Below are 15,467 nucleotides of genomic sequence, written 5' to 3' on the forward strand. Positions count from 1 at the left end.
GTACCCCGGTAGGTATCAGGGATCTTCCCGGCCGGTACGCCAGGCACGTCGTCGACCCGGCCGGGGCCGGCCGGAGCGGCCGGGGCCACCGGATAGCCTCGACGCGTGAGTAGCGAAGCCGAGCAGCCCGGCGGCGCCGACCGCCCGGCGGACCGCCCCGTGGCACCCGGAGCCGCGGCGCCGCGGGGCCGCCGATGCCTGGTCGTGGAGAACGACCCGACCAACGACGTACGCCGACTGGGTGACTGGTTGGTCGACGGCGGCCTGGAGTTGACCGTCCTGCGCCCGCACGCCGGCGAGGCGCCACCCGACACGCTCGACGGGTACGCCGCCGTCGTCGTGCTCGGCGGCGAGCAGAGCGCCTACCCGGGACCCGACGGCGAGCCCGGCGCCCCCTGGTTCCCGGCGCTGGAACGGCTGCTGCGCAAGGCGGTCCGGGAACGGGTACCGACCCTCGGGGTGTGCCTGGGCGGGCAGCTGCTCGCGGCCGCCCACGCCGGTACCGTCGACCGCAGCCCGGCCGGCCCGGAGATCGGTCCCCGGCTGGTCGCCCGCCGCGACGTCGCCGACGCCGACCCGCTCTTCGCCGGCGTACCGTTCGCGCCCGACGTGTTCCAGTGGCACCTCGACGAGATCACCGAGCTTCCGGCCGGCGCGGTCCTGCTCGCCGCCTCGACCCACTACCCGCACCAGGCGTTCCGCCTCGGCGACGCGGCGTGGGGACTGCAGTTCCACATCGAGTGCGACATCGAGATGCTCGCCGAGTGGACCTCGGGCAACCTCGACGTGCTCGCCGACCTCGGACAGGACCCGATCGACCTGCTGGAGGCGTGCGACGCGGTCATGACCGACGTGGAAGAGGTGTGGCGGCCGTTCGCCCGGCGTTTCGCGTCGCTGGCCCTGACCGGGCCGACGGCGATCGGTTCCCGGCACCTTCCGGTGATCGAAGCATGAAGCCTCTGCGATCGTGGACACTCAGGGGGTCTACCGCCCCGGTACGTGTCCACGATTGCGCGGGAGGCGCGGCATGACCCGACCGTCCGGCGTGGCGGCGCGGCTCGCGCGGAGCGGGTTCACCGACGGAGCGCGGGCCCGGGAACTGCTCGGGCCGCAGGGCCTGGGACTGTGGGACGACGCCGGCCAACCGACGGCCGGTGGCGCGGTGGACGCGCTGCTGGAGGCGTTCGCCGGGGTCGCCGACGCCGACCTGGCGCTGCTCCAGCTCGAACGCATGGTGGAGGCCGAACGCCGGGACGCCACCCCCGCCGGCGACGGGGTCCTGGCGGCCGTCCTGTCCGACGCCCGCGTGCGGGAGCGGCTCCTCGTCGTCCTCGCCGCCTCGGCGACCCTCGGCGACTACCTCGTCGCGAGCCCGGGGGAGTGGCGGGTGCTGGCCGAGCCGCCGGCCGACCGGGTCCTCGACGAGGCGCCCGACGTGCCGGCGCTGCGCCGGGCGTACCGGCGCACGCTGCTGCGGATCGTCGCGGACGACCTGACCGGCGCCCGCGACGTGGAGCAGATCATGACGGCGCTGTCCGCGCTGGCCGACGCCACCCTGGAGGCGGCGCTCGGGCTCGCCGCGGCCGAGAAGCCGGACCTCGCGGCGGCCTGCCGGCTCGCCGTCGTCGCGATGGGCAAATGCGGTGGCCGCGAGCTCAACTACGTCAGCGACGTCGACGTGGTGTTCGTCGCCGAGCCGGCCGGTGGCGTCGGTGACCGGGCGCCGGATGGTGACCAGGAAGCGGCGCTGCGGGCCGCCGCGCTGCTGGCGAGCCGGATGATTCACATCTGCGGGCTGGTCGCCTGGCCGGTGGACGCCGCGCTGCGGCCGGAGGGCAGCCGGGGGCCGCTGGTCCGTACCCTCGCCTCGTACCTGGCCTACTACCGCAAATGGGCGAAGACGTGGGAGTTCCAGGCGCTGCTCAAGGCCCGGCCCGCCGCCGGTGACCTGGAGCTGGGCGCGCAGTGGCTGCGCGAGCTGCAGCCGCTGATCTGGCACGCCGCCGAACGCCCCGAGGCCGTCGACGAGGTCCGCGCGATGCGCCGACGGATCATCGACGCGGTACCGAAGAGCGAGCTGGACCGCGAGATCAAGCGCGGCCCCGGCGGCCTGCGCGACATCGAGTTCGCGGTGCAGCTGCTGCAGCTGGTGCACGGGCGGGTCGACGAGTCGCTGCGGTCACCGTCCACGCTGGAGGCACTGCGGGCGCTCACCGACGGCGGCTACGTCGGCCGTACCGACGGGGAGGCGCTCGGGCGGGCGTACCGGTTCCTGCGCACCGTCGAGCACCGGCTGCAGCTGCAGCGGCTGCGGCGTACCCACACCGTGCCCGACAACCCCGAGGCGCTGCGCTGGCTGGCCCACTCGCTGGGGTACTCCGGCGACGCCCGCCGCGACGCGGTCGAGGCGTTCTCCGCCGACTGGCACCACCACGCCGGCGACGTCCGGCGGCTGCACGCCAAACTGCTGTACCGGCCGCTGCTGGAGGCGGTGGCGCGGGTGCCGTCGGACGAGCTGCGATTGACCCCGGAGGCGGCCGGGGCGCGGCTGAAGACGCTCGGCTACGCCGACCCGGCCGGCGCGCTGCGCCACATCCAGGCGCTCACCGGCGGCGTGTCCCGGACCGCGCTGATCCAGCGCCAGCTCCTGCCGGCGCTGCTGAGCGAGTTCGCCGACGCGCCCGAGCCGGACCGGGGACTGCTGGCCTACCGGCAGGTGTCGGACAAGCTCGGCAGCACCCCGTGGTACCTGCGGCTGCTGCGCGACGAGGGGCCGGTCGCGCTGCGGCTGGCCCGGCTGCTCGGGCTGTCCCGGTACGTCACCGACCTGCTCAGCCGCGACCCGGAGGCGCTGCGGCTGCTTGCCGAGGACAGCGAGCTGGTGCCCCGGTCCGCCGACGCGCTCTGCGAGGGCTTCCTCGCCGCCGCAGCCCGCCACGACGACCCGGAGCAGGCCATCGCCGCGGTCCGGGCGCTGCGCCGGCGCGAGCTGTTCCGGATCGCCGCCGCCGACCTGCTCGGCCAGCTCGACGTGTGCGCCGTCGGGGAGGCGCTCGCCGACGTCACCGACGCGACCCTGGCCGCGGCGCTCACCATCGCCAACCCGACCGGACTGCCGCTCGCCATCATCGGGATGGGGCGGCTGGGCAGCGCCGAGATGAACTACCCGTCCGACGCCGACGTGCTGTTCGTGTCCGAGCCGCCGCCGGGCATGCCCGACGACGCCGCCAGCGGCGCCGCGGCCGCCGTCGCCGAGGAGCTGCGCCGGCTGCTGTCCATGCCGTGCCCCGACCCGCCGCTCGGGGTCGACGCCGACCTGCGGCCGGAGGGGCGCCAGGGTCCGCTGGTGCGCAGCCTCGACGCGTACCGGCGCTACTACTCCCGCTGGTCGAAGGTGTGGGAGGCGCAGGCGCTGCTGCGCGCCCGGTACGTGGCCGGCGACCCGGACCTGGGCCGGCGGTTCCTGGAGATGGCCGACCGGGTCCGGTACCCCGACGGCGGGCTGTCCCGCGACCAGGTCACCGAGATCCGCCGGATCAAGGCGCGCGTCGACAACGAACGGCTGCCGCGCGGCGCCGACCCGGCGACGCACACCAAGCTCGGCCGCGGCGGGCTGGCCGACGTGGAGTGGACGGTCCAACTGCTGCAGCTGCGGAACGGGCACTCCATGCCGGGGCTGCGCACCACCCGTACCCTCGACGCGCTCGCCGCCGCCGGGCAGGCGGAGCTGGTCGACGCCGACGACGCGGCGGACCTTGACGCGGCGTGGCGGTTGGCCACCCGGGTACGCAACGCGCTGACGCTGGTCCGTGGCCGCGCGATCGACCAGCTACCCCGGCACGGCGTGGACCTCGCCGCCACCGTCCAGGTGCTCGGCGGCGACCACGGTGACCCGCAGGAGTTCCTCGACGAGTACCTGCGGACCGCGCGGCGGGCGCGCCAGGCGGTGGAACGGGTCTTCGATGCGGGCTAGGGCAGCGGCCACGGCCACGTCCGCCCCGCCGGCTCCCGCCTCGCCGGGGCCGGTCCGGGTACGGCGCACCGCCGCGCGGCCGGCGGTGGTGGCCGCGCTCGTCGCCGTCGTGCTGACGGCCGCGTACCTGCTGGCACCGCCGCTGGGTACCGACCTGTCGGCGCAGGTGGCCCGGGCCGGCTTCTTCGACCGGCACGGCCTGACACCGATCGACTTCGGCTGGTACGGAGGTGTGTCGTCGGCCGGGTACAGCCTGGTGTCCCCGGCGCTGATGACGTGGTTGGGTGGCGGCCTGCTCGGCGCCCGGCTGGCCGGTGCGCTGGCCGCCGTGGTGTCCGCGGTCGCGCTCGCGCTCCTGCTGGCCCGTACCGGAGCGCGGCGGCCGGCGCTGGCCGGGGCGATCGGCGCGGTCTGCTTCGTCGGCAACCTGGTCTCCGGCCGGACCACCTACGCGGTGGGTGTCGCGTTCGGCCTGCTCGCGCTGGTGGCGCTGACGCTGCCGGCGCGCCGGCAGCGGATGGTCGCGGCGGTGGCCGGTGCCGCGCTGGCCGCGCTGACCAGCCCCGTCGCCGGGCTGTTCGTCGGCCTCGCCGGCGTCGCCCTGGTCGCCTCCCGGCTGTTCGCCGGCCGTCGGTCCACCGTCGGCCCGTCCGCACGGACCGACCGGGCGCGGGCGGCCCTCGGCCGGATCCGGCCGGCCCTCGACGGGCTGCTGGTGGCCCTCGGCGCGGCGGTGCCGATGGGCGTGACCAGCGTCGTCTTCGGCTCCGGGGGATGGATGAACATCAGCCGGTCCGACACCGTCCACGCGGTGGTGACGAGCCTCGCCGTCGCGGTCCTGGTACCGCGCCGCGCGGTACGGATCGGCGCGTCGCTGTCGGCGCTGGGCGTACTCGCCGCCTGTCTGCTGCACACCCCGGTCGGCCTCAACGCCACCCGGCTCGCCACGATGTTCGCCCTGCCGGTCCTGGCCGGGTACGCCGACCTCGGGTGGGTCCGGAGATCCGGTGCCGTGCCGCGCCGGCTCGCCGGCGCCGCGCTCCCGGTGGTCCTGCTGGCGACGGCGGGCTGGCAGCCGCCGGTGTTGTGGGCCGACCTCGCCGACGCCGGCAATCCGGTGTCCTCGCGGGAGTACGTCCGGCCGCTGCGGGAGGAGTTGGCGCGACGGGCGCCGGTGGGCCGGGTCGAGGTGATCCCGACCCGGGACTACTGGGAGGCGGCGTACCTGCCCGACGTCGCACCGTTGGCGCGGGGCTGGCTACGCCAGGCCGACCTGGCGTACCACCCGCTGTTCTTCGACGGCGCCCTGACCGCGGACCGGTACCACTCCTGGCTGCGCGAGAACGGCGTCTCCTACGTGGCGCTGGCCGGCGCCGAGCCGTCCTGGGTCGGCCAGCGCGAGGCCACGCTCGTACGCGGCGGCCTGCCGTACCTGTCTCCGGTGTGGCACGGCGGAGGATGGGTGCTCTACCGGGTGGCGGGCGACCCGTCGATCGTGTCCGGCGCCCGGCTGGTCTCGTCCGGGCCGGGCGGGGTGACCATGGAGGTTCCCGCGGCGGGGGACGTCCTGGTACGGGTGCGGTACTCCCGGTGGCTGGCCGTCCGGGGCCCGGCCGCGGCGGAGATCAGGCGGCAGGGCGAATGGAGCCTGGTGACCGTGTCCCGGCCCGGCCGCTACACCGTCACCAGCGCGCTGCGGTAGGCCGTGACCGGGGTCGAACCGCTGAATCGACCGTCGCCCGGGAGTTTCGTCCGGCGCGTGTCGGGGCAAGAGGGCTGGCGTCAACCTGTTTGAGGGGGCCAGATGTCGACCGACGCGATCGTGTTGTTGAAGGAAGACCACAAGAAGATCCGGAAGCTGTTCAAGGAGTTCGAACAGGCCAGCAAGGGAGCACGGGTCCAGAGGGGCAAGATCGTTGATCAGATTCTCGAGGAGCTGACGGTCCACACCTACCTCGAGAACGAGATCATGTACCCGTCCGTCCGCAAGGCCATGCCCGAGCTGGAGGACGACGTGCTGGAGTCCTACGAGGAGCACCACGTCGCCGACGTCCTGGGCATGGAGCTGGCCGCCATGAGCCCCGACGACGAGCACTTCGACGCGAAGACCACCGTCCTCATCGAGAACGTCACGCACCACATCGAGGAGGAGGAGCAGGAGTGGTTCCCGAAGGTCCGCGAGGGGTTGGGCCGCAAGGAACTGCAGCAGATCGGCGAGGCGATGATCGCCAAGCGCGAGGACGCCCCGCGCCGGCCGCAGCAGCCGAGCGCGCTCAAGAAGGCCGTCGACGCGATCGTGTCGTAGCGGCCCCGCATCTCATGATCGCGGAGGCTCTTCCGTGCCCTGACACGACAAGAGCCTCCGCGATCCTCGTGCGGAGGGGGATCAGGGGTGCAGCGTGAGCGTGTGCTTCGCCTCGCGCGCGATGGTGGCGCGCTCCCAGCGCATCGGTAGCGTCCCGCCGGTGCGCCACAGCTCGAACTGGTCACGGTAGTGCGGGCTGAACGCGTGCCCCGACTGGCCCATGAGCTGCACCCAGCGCGAAGTGTCCAGGTTGGACAGATCGACCACCATCCGCATCGACGGCACCCAGTCGACCTGGTACCCGTTGCGCGCGTCCCAGCCCGTCGCGTTCACGATCGACCCGCCGCCGGAGGTCGGCGCCGGACCGACGTTGAACAGCCACTCGATCGGGGCGATACCGGACGTGCCGAAGCTCTGGTTGCGGACCGTGATCTCGTGCAGCGCGCCCCACCGCCACGTACTCGGGTCGCCGCCGAGGCGCTGCGACAGTTCGTCGTACGCGTCGCGCATCGCCGCCGCCACGATCTCGTCGCGGGTCTCGCGCGCCCGTGTGCTCCGGTCGTCCCACCAGGCCGACGCCGGGTCGTCGAGCAGCGCGCGGACCACCTCGAACCACCGGTCCTCGCCGTCCGGCCGGTGATCGGCGGGCAGCTCGTCGAAGGTGCGCAGGAGCAGGTGCCGCCAGACGCTGTTGTAGTACGCCGCCGCGGCGGAGCCCTTCGCCTCGGGGCTGCCGGGCTCGCCGTCGGCCGGCTGCTGGAAGTCCCAGCCGCGCAGCAGCTCCTGCGCCCGGCCCGCCTGGCCGGTCAGGTCGGCCCGCAGCAGGGCGGGTACCAGCGCCGGCGCCATCCCGTTGCGGTTGTCCATCTGCATCCGGGTGACGTCGGCGACGCTGATCCGGGTACCCGCGCCGTCGATCATGTCCTTGATGCGCTGCGCCCGGTAGCCGTAGGACCAGTCGTCGGTCAGGAACCGCGGGTACGCGGCGTCGATGACGGCCTGGTTGGCGGTCACCACGTACCCCTGCTCCGGGTTGAACACGCTGGGCAGCTCGTCGAACGGGACGAAGCTCTTCCACTCGTACGCGGAGTCCCAGCCGGGTGCCGGCCAGTGGCCGTCGCCCTTGCCGCGTACCGGGATGCGTCCCGGCGACTGGTAGCCGATGTTGCCGTCCACGTCGGCGTAGACCAGGTTCTGCGCCGGTACCTCGAACTGGGCCGCCGCCCGGCGGAAGTCCGACCAGCCGCGCGCGTTGTTGAGCGTGAAGATCGCCTCGGCGGTGCGGCCGGGGTCCAGCGCGGTCCAGCGCAGCGCCACCGCGTACCCGGGGCTGGTCTTCGCCGCGGTGTCGGTGGCCCGGCCGTCGGCGGTGACGGGTGCGGCGGTGCCGATGCCGCGCAGCTCGGCGGAGGCGTCGGACAGCAGCGGGCCGTCCTTGCTGGTACGGACGGTCACCGTCACCGGCTTCCCACCGGCGACGGTGATCGTCTCCTGGCGCTTGTCGAGGTCGCGCCACTGGCCGTCGACCAGGTACCGGTCGCCGTCGACCTTCTCCAGGTACAGGTCGGTCACGTCCGGTCCGAGGTTGGTGAAGCCCCAGGCGATCCGGTCGTTGTGGCCGATCACGACGCCGGGCAGGCCGGAGAAGCTGAAGCCCTCGACGTTCAGGCCGCAGTCGCAGTGCAGTCCGATCTGGAACCAGATGGCCGGCATGCTCGGGCCGAGGTGCGGGTCGTTGGCGAGGATCGGCTTGCCGGTGACGGTCCGGGAGCCGGCCAGCACCCACGAGTTGGAGCCGATGCCGGCGCCGTTGGTGCCGAGCAGTTCGGGCAGGCGCGCCAGGTCGTCGCCGAGCCGGCCGAGGGGAGCGGCGCCCAACTCCGCGCCGGTCACCGGCGCGTCGCCGAGGTCGGTGCCGGTGCCGCCGCCCGTGCCCGACGCCGGTGCGGCCCCGCCGCCCGGGGTGGAGGTCGCGCTGGTCCCGCTCGCGGTGAACGCCCCGGCCGTGACGGTGCCGCCGGAGACGATCGGGGCGTTGCGGTCGAACGGGTACGCCGGGAACAGCTGCTCCACCTGCGCGCGGGTCAGGCCGGAGCCCAGCAGCACCGCCCGCTCGATCTCCTGCGCCATGTTGCCGCGCAGGTCCCAGGCCATCGCCTTGAGCCAGGCGAGGCTGTCGACCGGGTCCCACCGCTCGATGCGGTACCCGCTGTTCTGCAGTCCCAGGACCGCGTACTCCAGGCTGGCCGTACTGCCGTCGTGGTCGGCGAGCCAGGCGTTGACCCCGTCGGCGTACGCGGTCAGGTACCGGCGGGTGTCGGCCGACAGCAGGTCCCACTCCTGCTGCGCCACCCGGCGCCAGCCCAGGGTGCGCAGGTAGACGTCGGTCTCGACCTGCCCGGAGCCGAACAGTTCGGACAGCCGCCCGGCGGTGACGTGCCGGCGGAAGTCCATCTCCCAGAACCGTTCCTGGGCGTGCACGTAGCCCTGCGCCCGGTACAGGTCGTCGGCGGTACGCGCGTACACCTGCGGGATGCCGTGGTCGTCGCGGTACACCGTCACGTCGGCGGACAGCCCGTCCAGCCGGAGGGTGCCGTCGTACCGGGCGAAGGACCGGCGCACGGTCCAGACCCCGGCGGCGGCTGCCACCAGCGCCAGGACCAGCAGCGCCACCAACGATCCGGTCAGGACGCGCAGCCAGCGGCGCCGCCGGAACGGAACATGTGCATCATTCACATCGGCAGACTTTAGAGGTACCGGCTACCCGTCAGTACCAGCCGAAAGGGTGCACCGGGAGTGGGCCGGCGCGCAGAATCGGGTCCGGCGCGCACGACGAGAGGGCCGGGCCCGCCACGGTGGCGGGTCCGGCCCTCTCCGGTCAGGCGACGAATCAGCAGTCGAAGTACATCGCGAACTCGTGCGGGGTCGGGCGCAGCCGGACCGGGTCGACCTCGTTGGCCCGCTTCCAGCTCACCCACGTCGAGATCAGGTCGGGGGTGAACACGCCGCCCTCGAGCAGGTAGTCGTGGTCGGCCTCCAGGCTGTCGAGCACCGCGTCCAGCGAACCCGGCACCTGCTTGACGTTGGCGAATTCGTCCGGCGGCAGGTCGTACAGGTCCTTGTCGATCGGCTCGGCCGGCTCGATCTTGTTCTTGATGCCGTCCAGGCCGGCCATCAGCATCGCGGAGAAGGCCAGGTACGGGTTGCTCGACGGGTCGGGCACCCGGTACTCGACGCGCTTGGCCTTGGCGTTGGTGCCGGTCACCGGGATGCGGGTACAGGCGGAGCGGTTGCGCTGCGAGTACACCAGGTTGACCGGCGCCTCGAAACCGGGTACCAGGCGGCGGAACGAGTTGACCGTCGGGTTGGTGAACGCCAGCAACGACGGCGAGTGGTGCAGCAGGCCACCGATGTACCAGCGGGCCATGTCGGAGAGGCCGGCGTAGCCGGTCTCGTCGTAGAACAGCGGCTCGCCACCCAGCCAGAGGCTCTGGTGGGTGTGCATGCCGGAGCCGTTGTCACCGAACAGCGGCTTGGGCATGAACGTCACGGTCTTGCCGGCGGCCCAGGCCTCGTTCTTGATGATGTACTTGAACAGCTGCAGCTGGTCCGCGGCGTGCAGCAGCGTCCCGAACCTGTAGTTGATCTCGCACTGGCCGCCGGTGCCGACCTCGTGGTGCGAGCGCTCGACGGTGAAGCCGGCGCCGATCAGCCGCCGCACCATCTGGTCGCGCAGGTCGGCGAGGTGGTCGACCGGCGGGACCGGGAAGTAGCCGCCCTTGAGGGCCGTCTTGTAGCCGCGGTTGCCGCCCGGCTCCTCGCGTCCCGTGTTCCAGGAGCCCTCGATGGCGTCGATGTGGTAGAACGACTCGTTCACGGAGTTCGCCGCGTACCGGATCGAGTCGAAGACGTAGAACTCCGCCTCGGCCCCGAAGTACGCGGTGTCGGCGATGCCGCTCGCGGCCAGGTACGCCTCGGCCTTCTTGGCGACGTTACGCGGGTCGCGGCTGTAGGCCTCGCGGGTGAACGGGTCGTGCACGAAGAAGTTCAGCGCGAGGGTCTTCTCGATCCGGAACGGGTCGATGAACGCGGTCGCCACGTCCGGCAGGAGGAGCATGTCCGACTCGTGGATCTCCTGGAAACCACGGATCGACGAGCCGTCGAAGGCCAGACCCTCGGTGAACAGGCTGTCGTCGACCGACTCGACCGGCAGGTTGAAATGCTGCATGACGCCGGGCAGGTCGCAGAAGCGCACGTCGATGAAGCGGACGCCCTCGTCCTTGAGGTACCGCAGAAGCTCCTCGGAATTGGCGAACACACGTCCTCCAGGCTGAGTGGTGCAGGTAGCAGGCTCGTACGGAAAGCTAGGGGCGACCGTAGGCGGATGGGATTGCCCTCGCATGTCCCGACTGTTTCGGTCATGTTTCCGTCCGTGATCGCCGCTGTTGGTCAGGTCCCGTCGGTCGACGGCACCCAGCGTGACTGTCCCTGCCCGGCCGAATAGGCTGGTGAGCCGTGGCGGAACACCAGAAGCCGGCGAAGCCGGCAGCCGTGACCGAGAGTAACGCGCCCGATGGCACGATGCCCGCAGGTGGGACGGCGGGAGCCGCGCCGTGGCCGGTCGCGAGCCTGCAGCGCCGGTTCGGCGCGCTCATGATCGACTGGCTGCTGTGCCTGCTGGTCGCCGGATTCCTCGGCCGGTTCCCGAACAACTGGGCGGTGTTCGTCCTGGTCGTCGAGTACGCCTTTTTCCTCGGCCTGTTCGGGCAGACCCCCGGCATGCGGCTGACCGGGATCGCCTGCGTGTCGGCGGCCGACGGGCGCCCCATCGGCATTCCCCGCGCGTTCCTGCGCGGCGTGCTCCTGGCGCTCCTGGTGCCGGCGCTGATCATGGACCGGTACCGGCGTGGCTGGCACGACCGGGCCGCCGGCTCGGTCGTGGTCGCCACGAAGCCCGCCGCGGCGGCCGACCGGGAACACTGGACCGCCGTGCACTGACCCGGCCGGGGCTGTTTTCCCCGGCCGGGGCGCTGCCGGGGTGGCCGCGTCGCGGACGTCAGCGACCGCGCATCGCGCGGAACGCGCCCTTCGGCCGCATGTTCTTCGGGATCTGCCCCTGGGGCATCTTCGGCCGGGCGGACAGCGCCTTCAGCCGCTTGTCCAGTGCGTTGACGTCCTTGCCGCTGACCGTACGGGGCAGCCGCATCAGGGTGTTGCGCAGCTTGCCCAGCGGCACCAGGCCCTCGGCGTCGCCGACGATGAAGTCGCGCATCTCGACGCTGCCGATCACCTTCGCCAGCCGCCGCTTCTCCTGGCCCAGCAACTGGCGTACCCGCTGCGGGTTGCCCTCACCGAGCAGGATCACGCCGGGCCGGCCGACCACCAGGTGCACGACGTCGAACTGGCCCGTGAACTGCACGGCCTGGGTCACCCGCCAGTCGCCGCGCATGTTCTCGACCAGGGCGGCGGCGGCGCCCGGCTGGCCGTGCATCTCCGACATCATGGCCTTGTTGGAGCGCAGGTTCAGCACGATCATCACGGCGAGCGCCGCGCCGAGGACGCCCAGCGCCAGCCAGGTCCAGCTCGCACCCAGCGCCACCGCGATGCCGGCAGCCAGAAGCGGTACGAGCGTCGCGACCAGGACAAGGGGTACAAACAGCTTGTCCCGTTTGGCGGTGAACGAGAACACCATGCCGATCTGCTTGAGGCGATCGCGGAACTTGACTTTCTCCGGGGCGGTGGCCATGCAGCAGAGTCTAGTGGGCGCGGTCGGCATGCCATTGGCGGTGCCGCACCTGGTCGCCCGAGGTCACCCGGGAGACGACTCACCCGCGATCGTGGACACGGGACGGGGTCATCGGCCCCGCGCCGTGTCCACGACCGCGGTTCGGGTCAGGCGGAGGTCGGCGTGACGCTGCGGGCGTCGATCGCCTGCTGGTACAGCCGGCCGGCCCGGTAGGACGAGCGGACCAGTGGGCCGGACATCACACCGGCGAAGCCGATCTGCTCGGCCTCCTCGCGCAGCTCGACGAACTCCTCCGGCTTCACCCAGCGTTCGACCGGGTGGTGGCGCGGGGTCGGCCGCAGGTACTGCGTGATCGTGATCAGTTCGCAGCCGGCCTCGTACAGGTCGCGCAGCGCCTGCGACACCTCGGCGCGCGCCTCGCCCAGGCCCAGGATCAGGTTGGACTTGGTGACCAGTCCGGCCGCGCGGGCCTTGGTGATGACCTCGAGCGAGCGCTCATACCGGAACGCCGGCCGGATCCGCTTGAAGATGCGCGGGACGGTCTCGACGTTGTGTGCCAGCACCTCGGGGGCGGCGCCGAAGACCTCGGCGAGCTGTGCGGGGTCGGCGTTGAAGTCGGGGATCAGCAGCTCGACACCGCAGCCGGGCAGGAGAGTGTGGATCTGGCGGACCGTCTCCGCGTACAGCCAGGCGCCGCCGTCGGGCAGGTCGTCCCGGGCCACGCCGGTGATCGTGGCGTACCGCAGTCCCATCGTCGCGACCGACTCGGCCACCCGGCGCGGCTCGTCGGCGTCGAACTCGGCCGGCTTGCCGGTGTCGATCTGGCAGAAGTCGCAGCGGCGGGTGCACTGGTCACCGCCGATGAGGAAGGTCGCCTCCCGGTCCTCCCAACACTCGTAGATGTTGGGACAGCCCGCCTCCTGGCAGACCGTGTGCAGCCCCTCACGGCTCACCAGGCCGCGCAGCTCGGTGTACTCGGGGCCCATCTTGGCTTTGACCTTGATCCACGGCGGTTTGCGCTCGATGGGGGTCTCGGCGTTGCGGGCCTCAATGCGCAGCATCCGGCGGCCCTCGGGCTGGACGATCGTCACGTGGCCAGCGTACGCCCAGGCGCCGTTTCCCTGCCGTGGCAATGACCGCGATGAGCGTCACGAAATGGGTCGCGCCGGACGGCCGGGTCCGGTACGACTGGGATCAAAGCGATGACGGAACTGACGACTCCCGAGCTTGAGGACCCGAATGAGGCCGCGCGTGCCCACGCGCGGTGAAGGTGTGGTGGCACCGCGAGCACCCCACTCGCCCACACCTACCGGGGGAAGCGTTGCGACCCGAGTAGGAGGTGCGCCACATGCAACGCATCCTGTCCACCGAACTGTCCGCACACGCCGGCGCCGAGGTGACGCTGGCCGGCTGGGTGCACCGCCGCCGGTTGCTGCGCACCGTGGCGTTCCTGATCCTGCGGGACCGGGCCGGGCTGGCCCAGGTCGTGGTCACCGACCCGGACACCCGGGCCCGGTTGGAGAAGCTGCCCGAGGAGACCGCCGTGTCGGTCACCGCCACGGTCGTGGCCAACGCCGACGCACCGGGCGGGTTCGAACTGGCCGACCCGACCGTCACCGCGCTGTCACCGGGCGCCGAGCCGGTGCCGGTCGACCTCTTCCGGCCCCGCCTTTCCGCGAGCCTGCCGGTGACCCTGGACGCGGCTCCGGTGACGCTGCGTCACCCGGCCCGGCGCGCGGCGGCCCGGCTCGCCGCGGCCGCGGCCGGCGGCTTCCGGTCGGTGCTCGACGGCCTCGGGTTCACCGAGGTACACACGCCGAAGCTGGTCGCCGCCGCGACCGAGAGCGGGGCGAACCTGTTCGAGGTCGACTACTTCGGGCGGCCGGCCTACCTGGCGCAGAGCCCGCAGTTCTACAAGCAGACCCTGGTCGGGGTGTTCGAGCGGGTGTACGAGGTGGGGCCGGTGTTCCGGGCCGAGCCGCACGACACCGCCCGGCACCTGGCGCAGTACACGTCCCTCGACGCGGAGCTGGGGTTCGTCCGCGACCACCGGGACGTGATGGCGGTCCTGCGGGACGTGATCAACGCCATGGTCGACGCGGTGGCCGCCCGGCCCGCGGAGGTCGCGCTGTCCGCGGCCGACGTGCCTTCGGTCCCCGAGACGATCCCGGAGATCCACTTCGCCGAGGCCCTCGCGCTGGTCGTCGCGCCGGACGACGAGCCCGACCTGGCGCCGGCGCACGAGCGGGCGCTGGGGGAGTGGGCGGTCGCCGAGCACGGGTCCGACTTCCTGTTCGTTACCGGGTACCCGATGCGCAAGCGGCCCTTCTACACCCACCCCTCGCCCGACCCGGCGTACTCGAACAGCTTCGACCTGCTGTTCCGGGGCGTCGAGCTGGTCACCGGCGGCCAGCGGCTGCACCGGTACGACGACTACGTCGCGGCGCTGGCCGGGCAGCCGCTGGAGCCGTACCGGTGGTACCTGGACGCCTTCCGCTTCGGCATGCCGCCGCACGGCGGGTTCGCGATCGGCCTGGAACGGTTCGTGGCGCGGTTGGTCGGGGCGGCGAACGTCCGTGAGGTCACGCTGTTCCCGCGCGACCTGCACCGGTTGACGCCCTGATCGACTCAACGTCCGGGACGTTGTGGTCATGGTGGTGAACCGAGACCACAACGTCCGGGACGTTGTGACGATCAAGGAGGCCCGAGGGGGCACTCAGGACGCGAGGATCGTCGACAGGTGCTTCTCGACGACCGGCAGCGCGTCGGCGACGGTGATCTGCCGGCCCAGTTCGGCCGAGAGCGACGTGACGCCGGCGTCCCGGATGCCGCAGGGCACGAAACGGTCGTATGCGCCCAGGTCGCAGTCGCAGTTGAGGGAGAAGCCGTGCATGGTGGCGCCCCGGGCGACCCGGATCCCGATCGCGGCGACCTTGCGCTCCGGGCCGCGCTCGTCGGCCGCCACCCAGACCCCGCTGCGGCCCTCGACCCGGATGGTCGGCAGGCCGAACTCCGCGCAGACGTCGATGAGCAACTGCTCGACCCGGCGCACGTACGCCACGACGTCGATCGGGTCCGGCAGCTTGATGATCGGGTACCCGACGAGCTGGCCGGGGCCGTGCCAGGTGATCTTGCCGCCGCGGTCGACGTCGACGACCGGCGTGCCGTCCATCGGCCGGTCCCACACGTCGGTGCGCTTGCCGGCGGTGTAGACGCTCGGGTGCTCCAGCAGCAGAACGGTGTCCGACTCGGTGCCGGTCACCACCGCCTCGTGCAGCCGCCGCTGCTCGTCCCAGGCGGTCAGATAGTCCATCACACCGGCATGCACCGTTCGTAGGGTGCCAAGGCTCGCACTGGTCACGTCGATGAGCGTAGCGCTGTGGGGCCGCTACCTGCGCGTACCCAGGTGAGCCGGGCGGCACTGCGGGGTACCCGTCAGGCGG

General features: G+C 72.5%; 11 protein-coding genes. 6 read left to right on the forward strand and 5 right to left on the reverse strand.

Annotated features, from left to right (window positions below; translation table 11 throughout):
• Positions 1-159: 159 nt before the first annotated feature.
• From ACNTMW_RS11735 to ACNTMW_RS11750, 4 genes are all read left to right on the forward strand, one after another.
• Positions 160-954, forward strand: a complete 795-nt coding sequence (locus tag ACNTMW_RS11735; protein WP_426633718.1) for a type 1 glutamine amidotransferase — start codon at positions 160-162, stop codon at positions 952-954.
• Positions 955-1,027: 73 nt separating this feature from the next.
• Positions 1,028-3,973, forward strand: a complete 2,946-nt coding sequence (locus tag ACNTMW_RS11740) for a bifunctional [glutamine synthetase] adenylyltransferase/[glutamine synthetase]-adenylyl-L-tyrosine phosphorylase (protein WP_426633497.1) — start codon at positions 1,028-1,030, stop codon at positions 3,971-3,973.
• On the forward strand, positions 3,963-5,675 hold the full coding sequence (locus ACNTMW_RS11745) for a hypothetical protein (RefSeq protein WP_426633498.1): 1,713 nt from the start codon (positions 3,963-3,965) through the stop codon (positions 5,673-5,675). The genes ACNTMW_RS11740 and ACNTMW_RS11745 overlap by 11 nt, the downstream gene beginning before the upstream one ends.
• A gap of 102 nt (positions 5,676-5,777) precedes the next feature.
• Positions 5,778-6,278 (forward strand): hemerythrin domain-containing protein, encoded by a 501-nt coding sequence (locus ACNTMW_RS11750; protein WP_426633499.1) that lies wholly within the window; start codon positions 5,778-5,780, stop codon positions 6,276-6,278.
• Positions 6,279-6,359: 81 nt separating this feature from the next.
• Here the strand turns inward: ACNTMW_RS11750 and ACNTMW_RS11755 are convergent, their stop codons facing one another.
• Both ACNTMW_RS11755 and glnA read right to left on the reverse strand, forming a co-directional pair.
• Entirely contained in the window at positions 6,360-8,954 is a 2,595-nt protein-coding gene (locus tag ACNTMW_RS11755; RefSeq protein ID WP_426633719.1) for a penicillin acylase family protein, read from the reverse strand.
• A 214-nt stretch (positions 8,955-9,168) separates the two neighbouring features.
• The gene (gene glnA, locus ACNTMW_RS11760; protein ID WP_426633500.1) at positions 9,169-10,596 is read right to left on the reverse strand and encodes a type I glutamate--ammonia ligase; all 1,428 of its coding nucleotides are present in this window, start codon (positions 10,594-10,596) and stop codon (positions 9,169-9,171) included.
• Between the two features lie 263 nt (positions 10,597-10,859).
• On the opposite strand from glnA, the gene ACNTMW_RS11765 reads away from it, so the two are divergent.
• Positions 10,860-11,276 carry an RDD family protein gene (locus ACNTMW_RS11765; protein WP_426633720.1) on the forward strand — a complete coding sequence of 139 codons (417 nt, stop codon included), beginning with the start codon at positions 10,860-10,862 and terminating at the stop codon, positions 11,274-11,276.
• Positions 11,277-11,334: 58 nt separating this feature from the next.
• On the opposite strand, the gene ACNTMW_RS11770 is transcribed toward ACNTMW_RS11765, so the two are convergent.
• Entirely contained in the window at positions 11,335-12,024 is a 690-nt protein-coding gene (locus ACNTMW_RS11770) for a DUF4191 domain-containing protein (protein WP_426633501.1), read from the reverse strand.
• Between the two features lie 146 nt (positions 12,025-12,170).
• Entirely contained in the window at positions 12,171-13,085 is a 915-nt protein-coding gene (gene lipA, locus ACNTMW_RS11775) for a lipoyl synthase (RefSeq protein WP_426633721.1), read from the reverse strand.
• 287 nt (positions 13,086-13,372) lie between these two features.
• Here lipA and aspS point away from each other — a divergent pair, with 287 nt between their 5' ends.
• Complete coding sequence (gene aspS / locus ACNTMW_RS11780; RefSeq protein ID WP_426633502.1) at positions 13,373-14,647, forward strand: aspartate--tRNA(Asn) ligase; 1,275 nt, start codon at positions 13,373-13,375, stop codon at positions 14,645-14,647.
• Positions 14,648-14,740: 93 nt separating this feature from the next.
• Here aspS and lipB read toward each other — a convergent pair whose 3' ends face one another.
• A complete protein-coding gene (lipB, locus tag ACNTMW_RS11785) occupies positions 14,741-15,385 on the reverse strand; it encodes a lipoyl(octanoyl) transferase LipB (protein ID WP_426633503.1) in 645 nt (214 codons plus the stop codon).
• Positions 15,386-15,467 lie beyond the last annotated feature (82 nt).

Origin of the sequence: Planosporangium spinosum (assembly GCF_049999945.1) — a bacterium.
In the GTDB taxonomy this organism is placed as follows: Bacteria; Actinomycetota; Actinomycetes; order Mycobacteriales; family Micromonosporaceae; genus Planosporangium; species Planosporangium spinosum.

Excerpts from the sequence above, each read along its gene's own strand:
- ACNTMW_RS11745 (WP_426633498.1), top strand. The coding sequence starts at position 3,963 with ATGCGGGCTAGGGCAGCGGCCACGGCCACGTCCGCCCCGCCGGCTCCC.
- aspS (WP_426633502.1), top strand. The coding sequence starts at position 13,373 with ATGCAACGCATCCTGTCCACCGAACTGTCCGCACACGCCGGCGCCGAG.
- lipA (WP_426633721.1), bottom strand. The coding sequence starts at position 13,085 with ATGCTGCGCATTGAGGCCCGCAACGCCGAGACCCCCATCGAGCGCAAA.
- ACNTMW_RS11765 (WP_426633720.1), top strand. The coding sequence starts at position 10,860 with ATGCCCGCAGGTGGGACGGCGGGAGCCGCGCCGTGGCCGGTCGCGAGC.
- ACNTMW_RS11750 (WP_426633499.1), top strand. The coding sequence starts at position 5,778 with ATGTCGACCGACGCGATCGTGTTGTTGAAGGAAGACCACAAGAAGATC.
- ACNTMW_RS11770 (WP_426633501.1), bottom strand. The coding sequence starts at position 12,024 with ATGGCCACCGCCCCGGAGAAAGTCAAGTTCCGCGATCGCCTCAAGCAG.
- ACNTMW_RS11740 (WP_426633497.1), top strand. The coding sequence starts at position 1,028 with ATGACCCGACCGTCCGGCGTGGCGGCGCGGCTCGCGCGGAGCGGGTTC.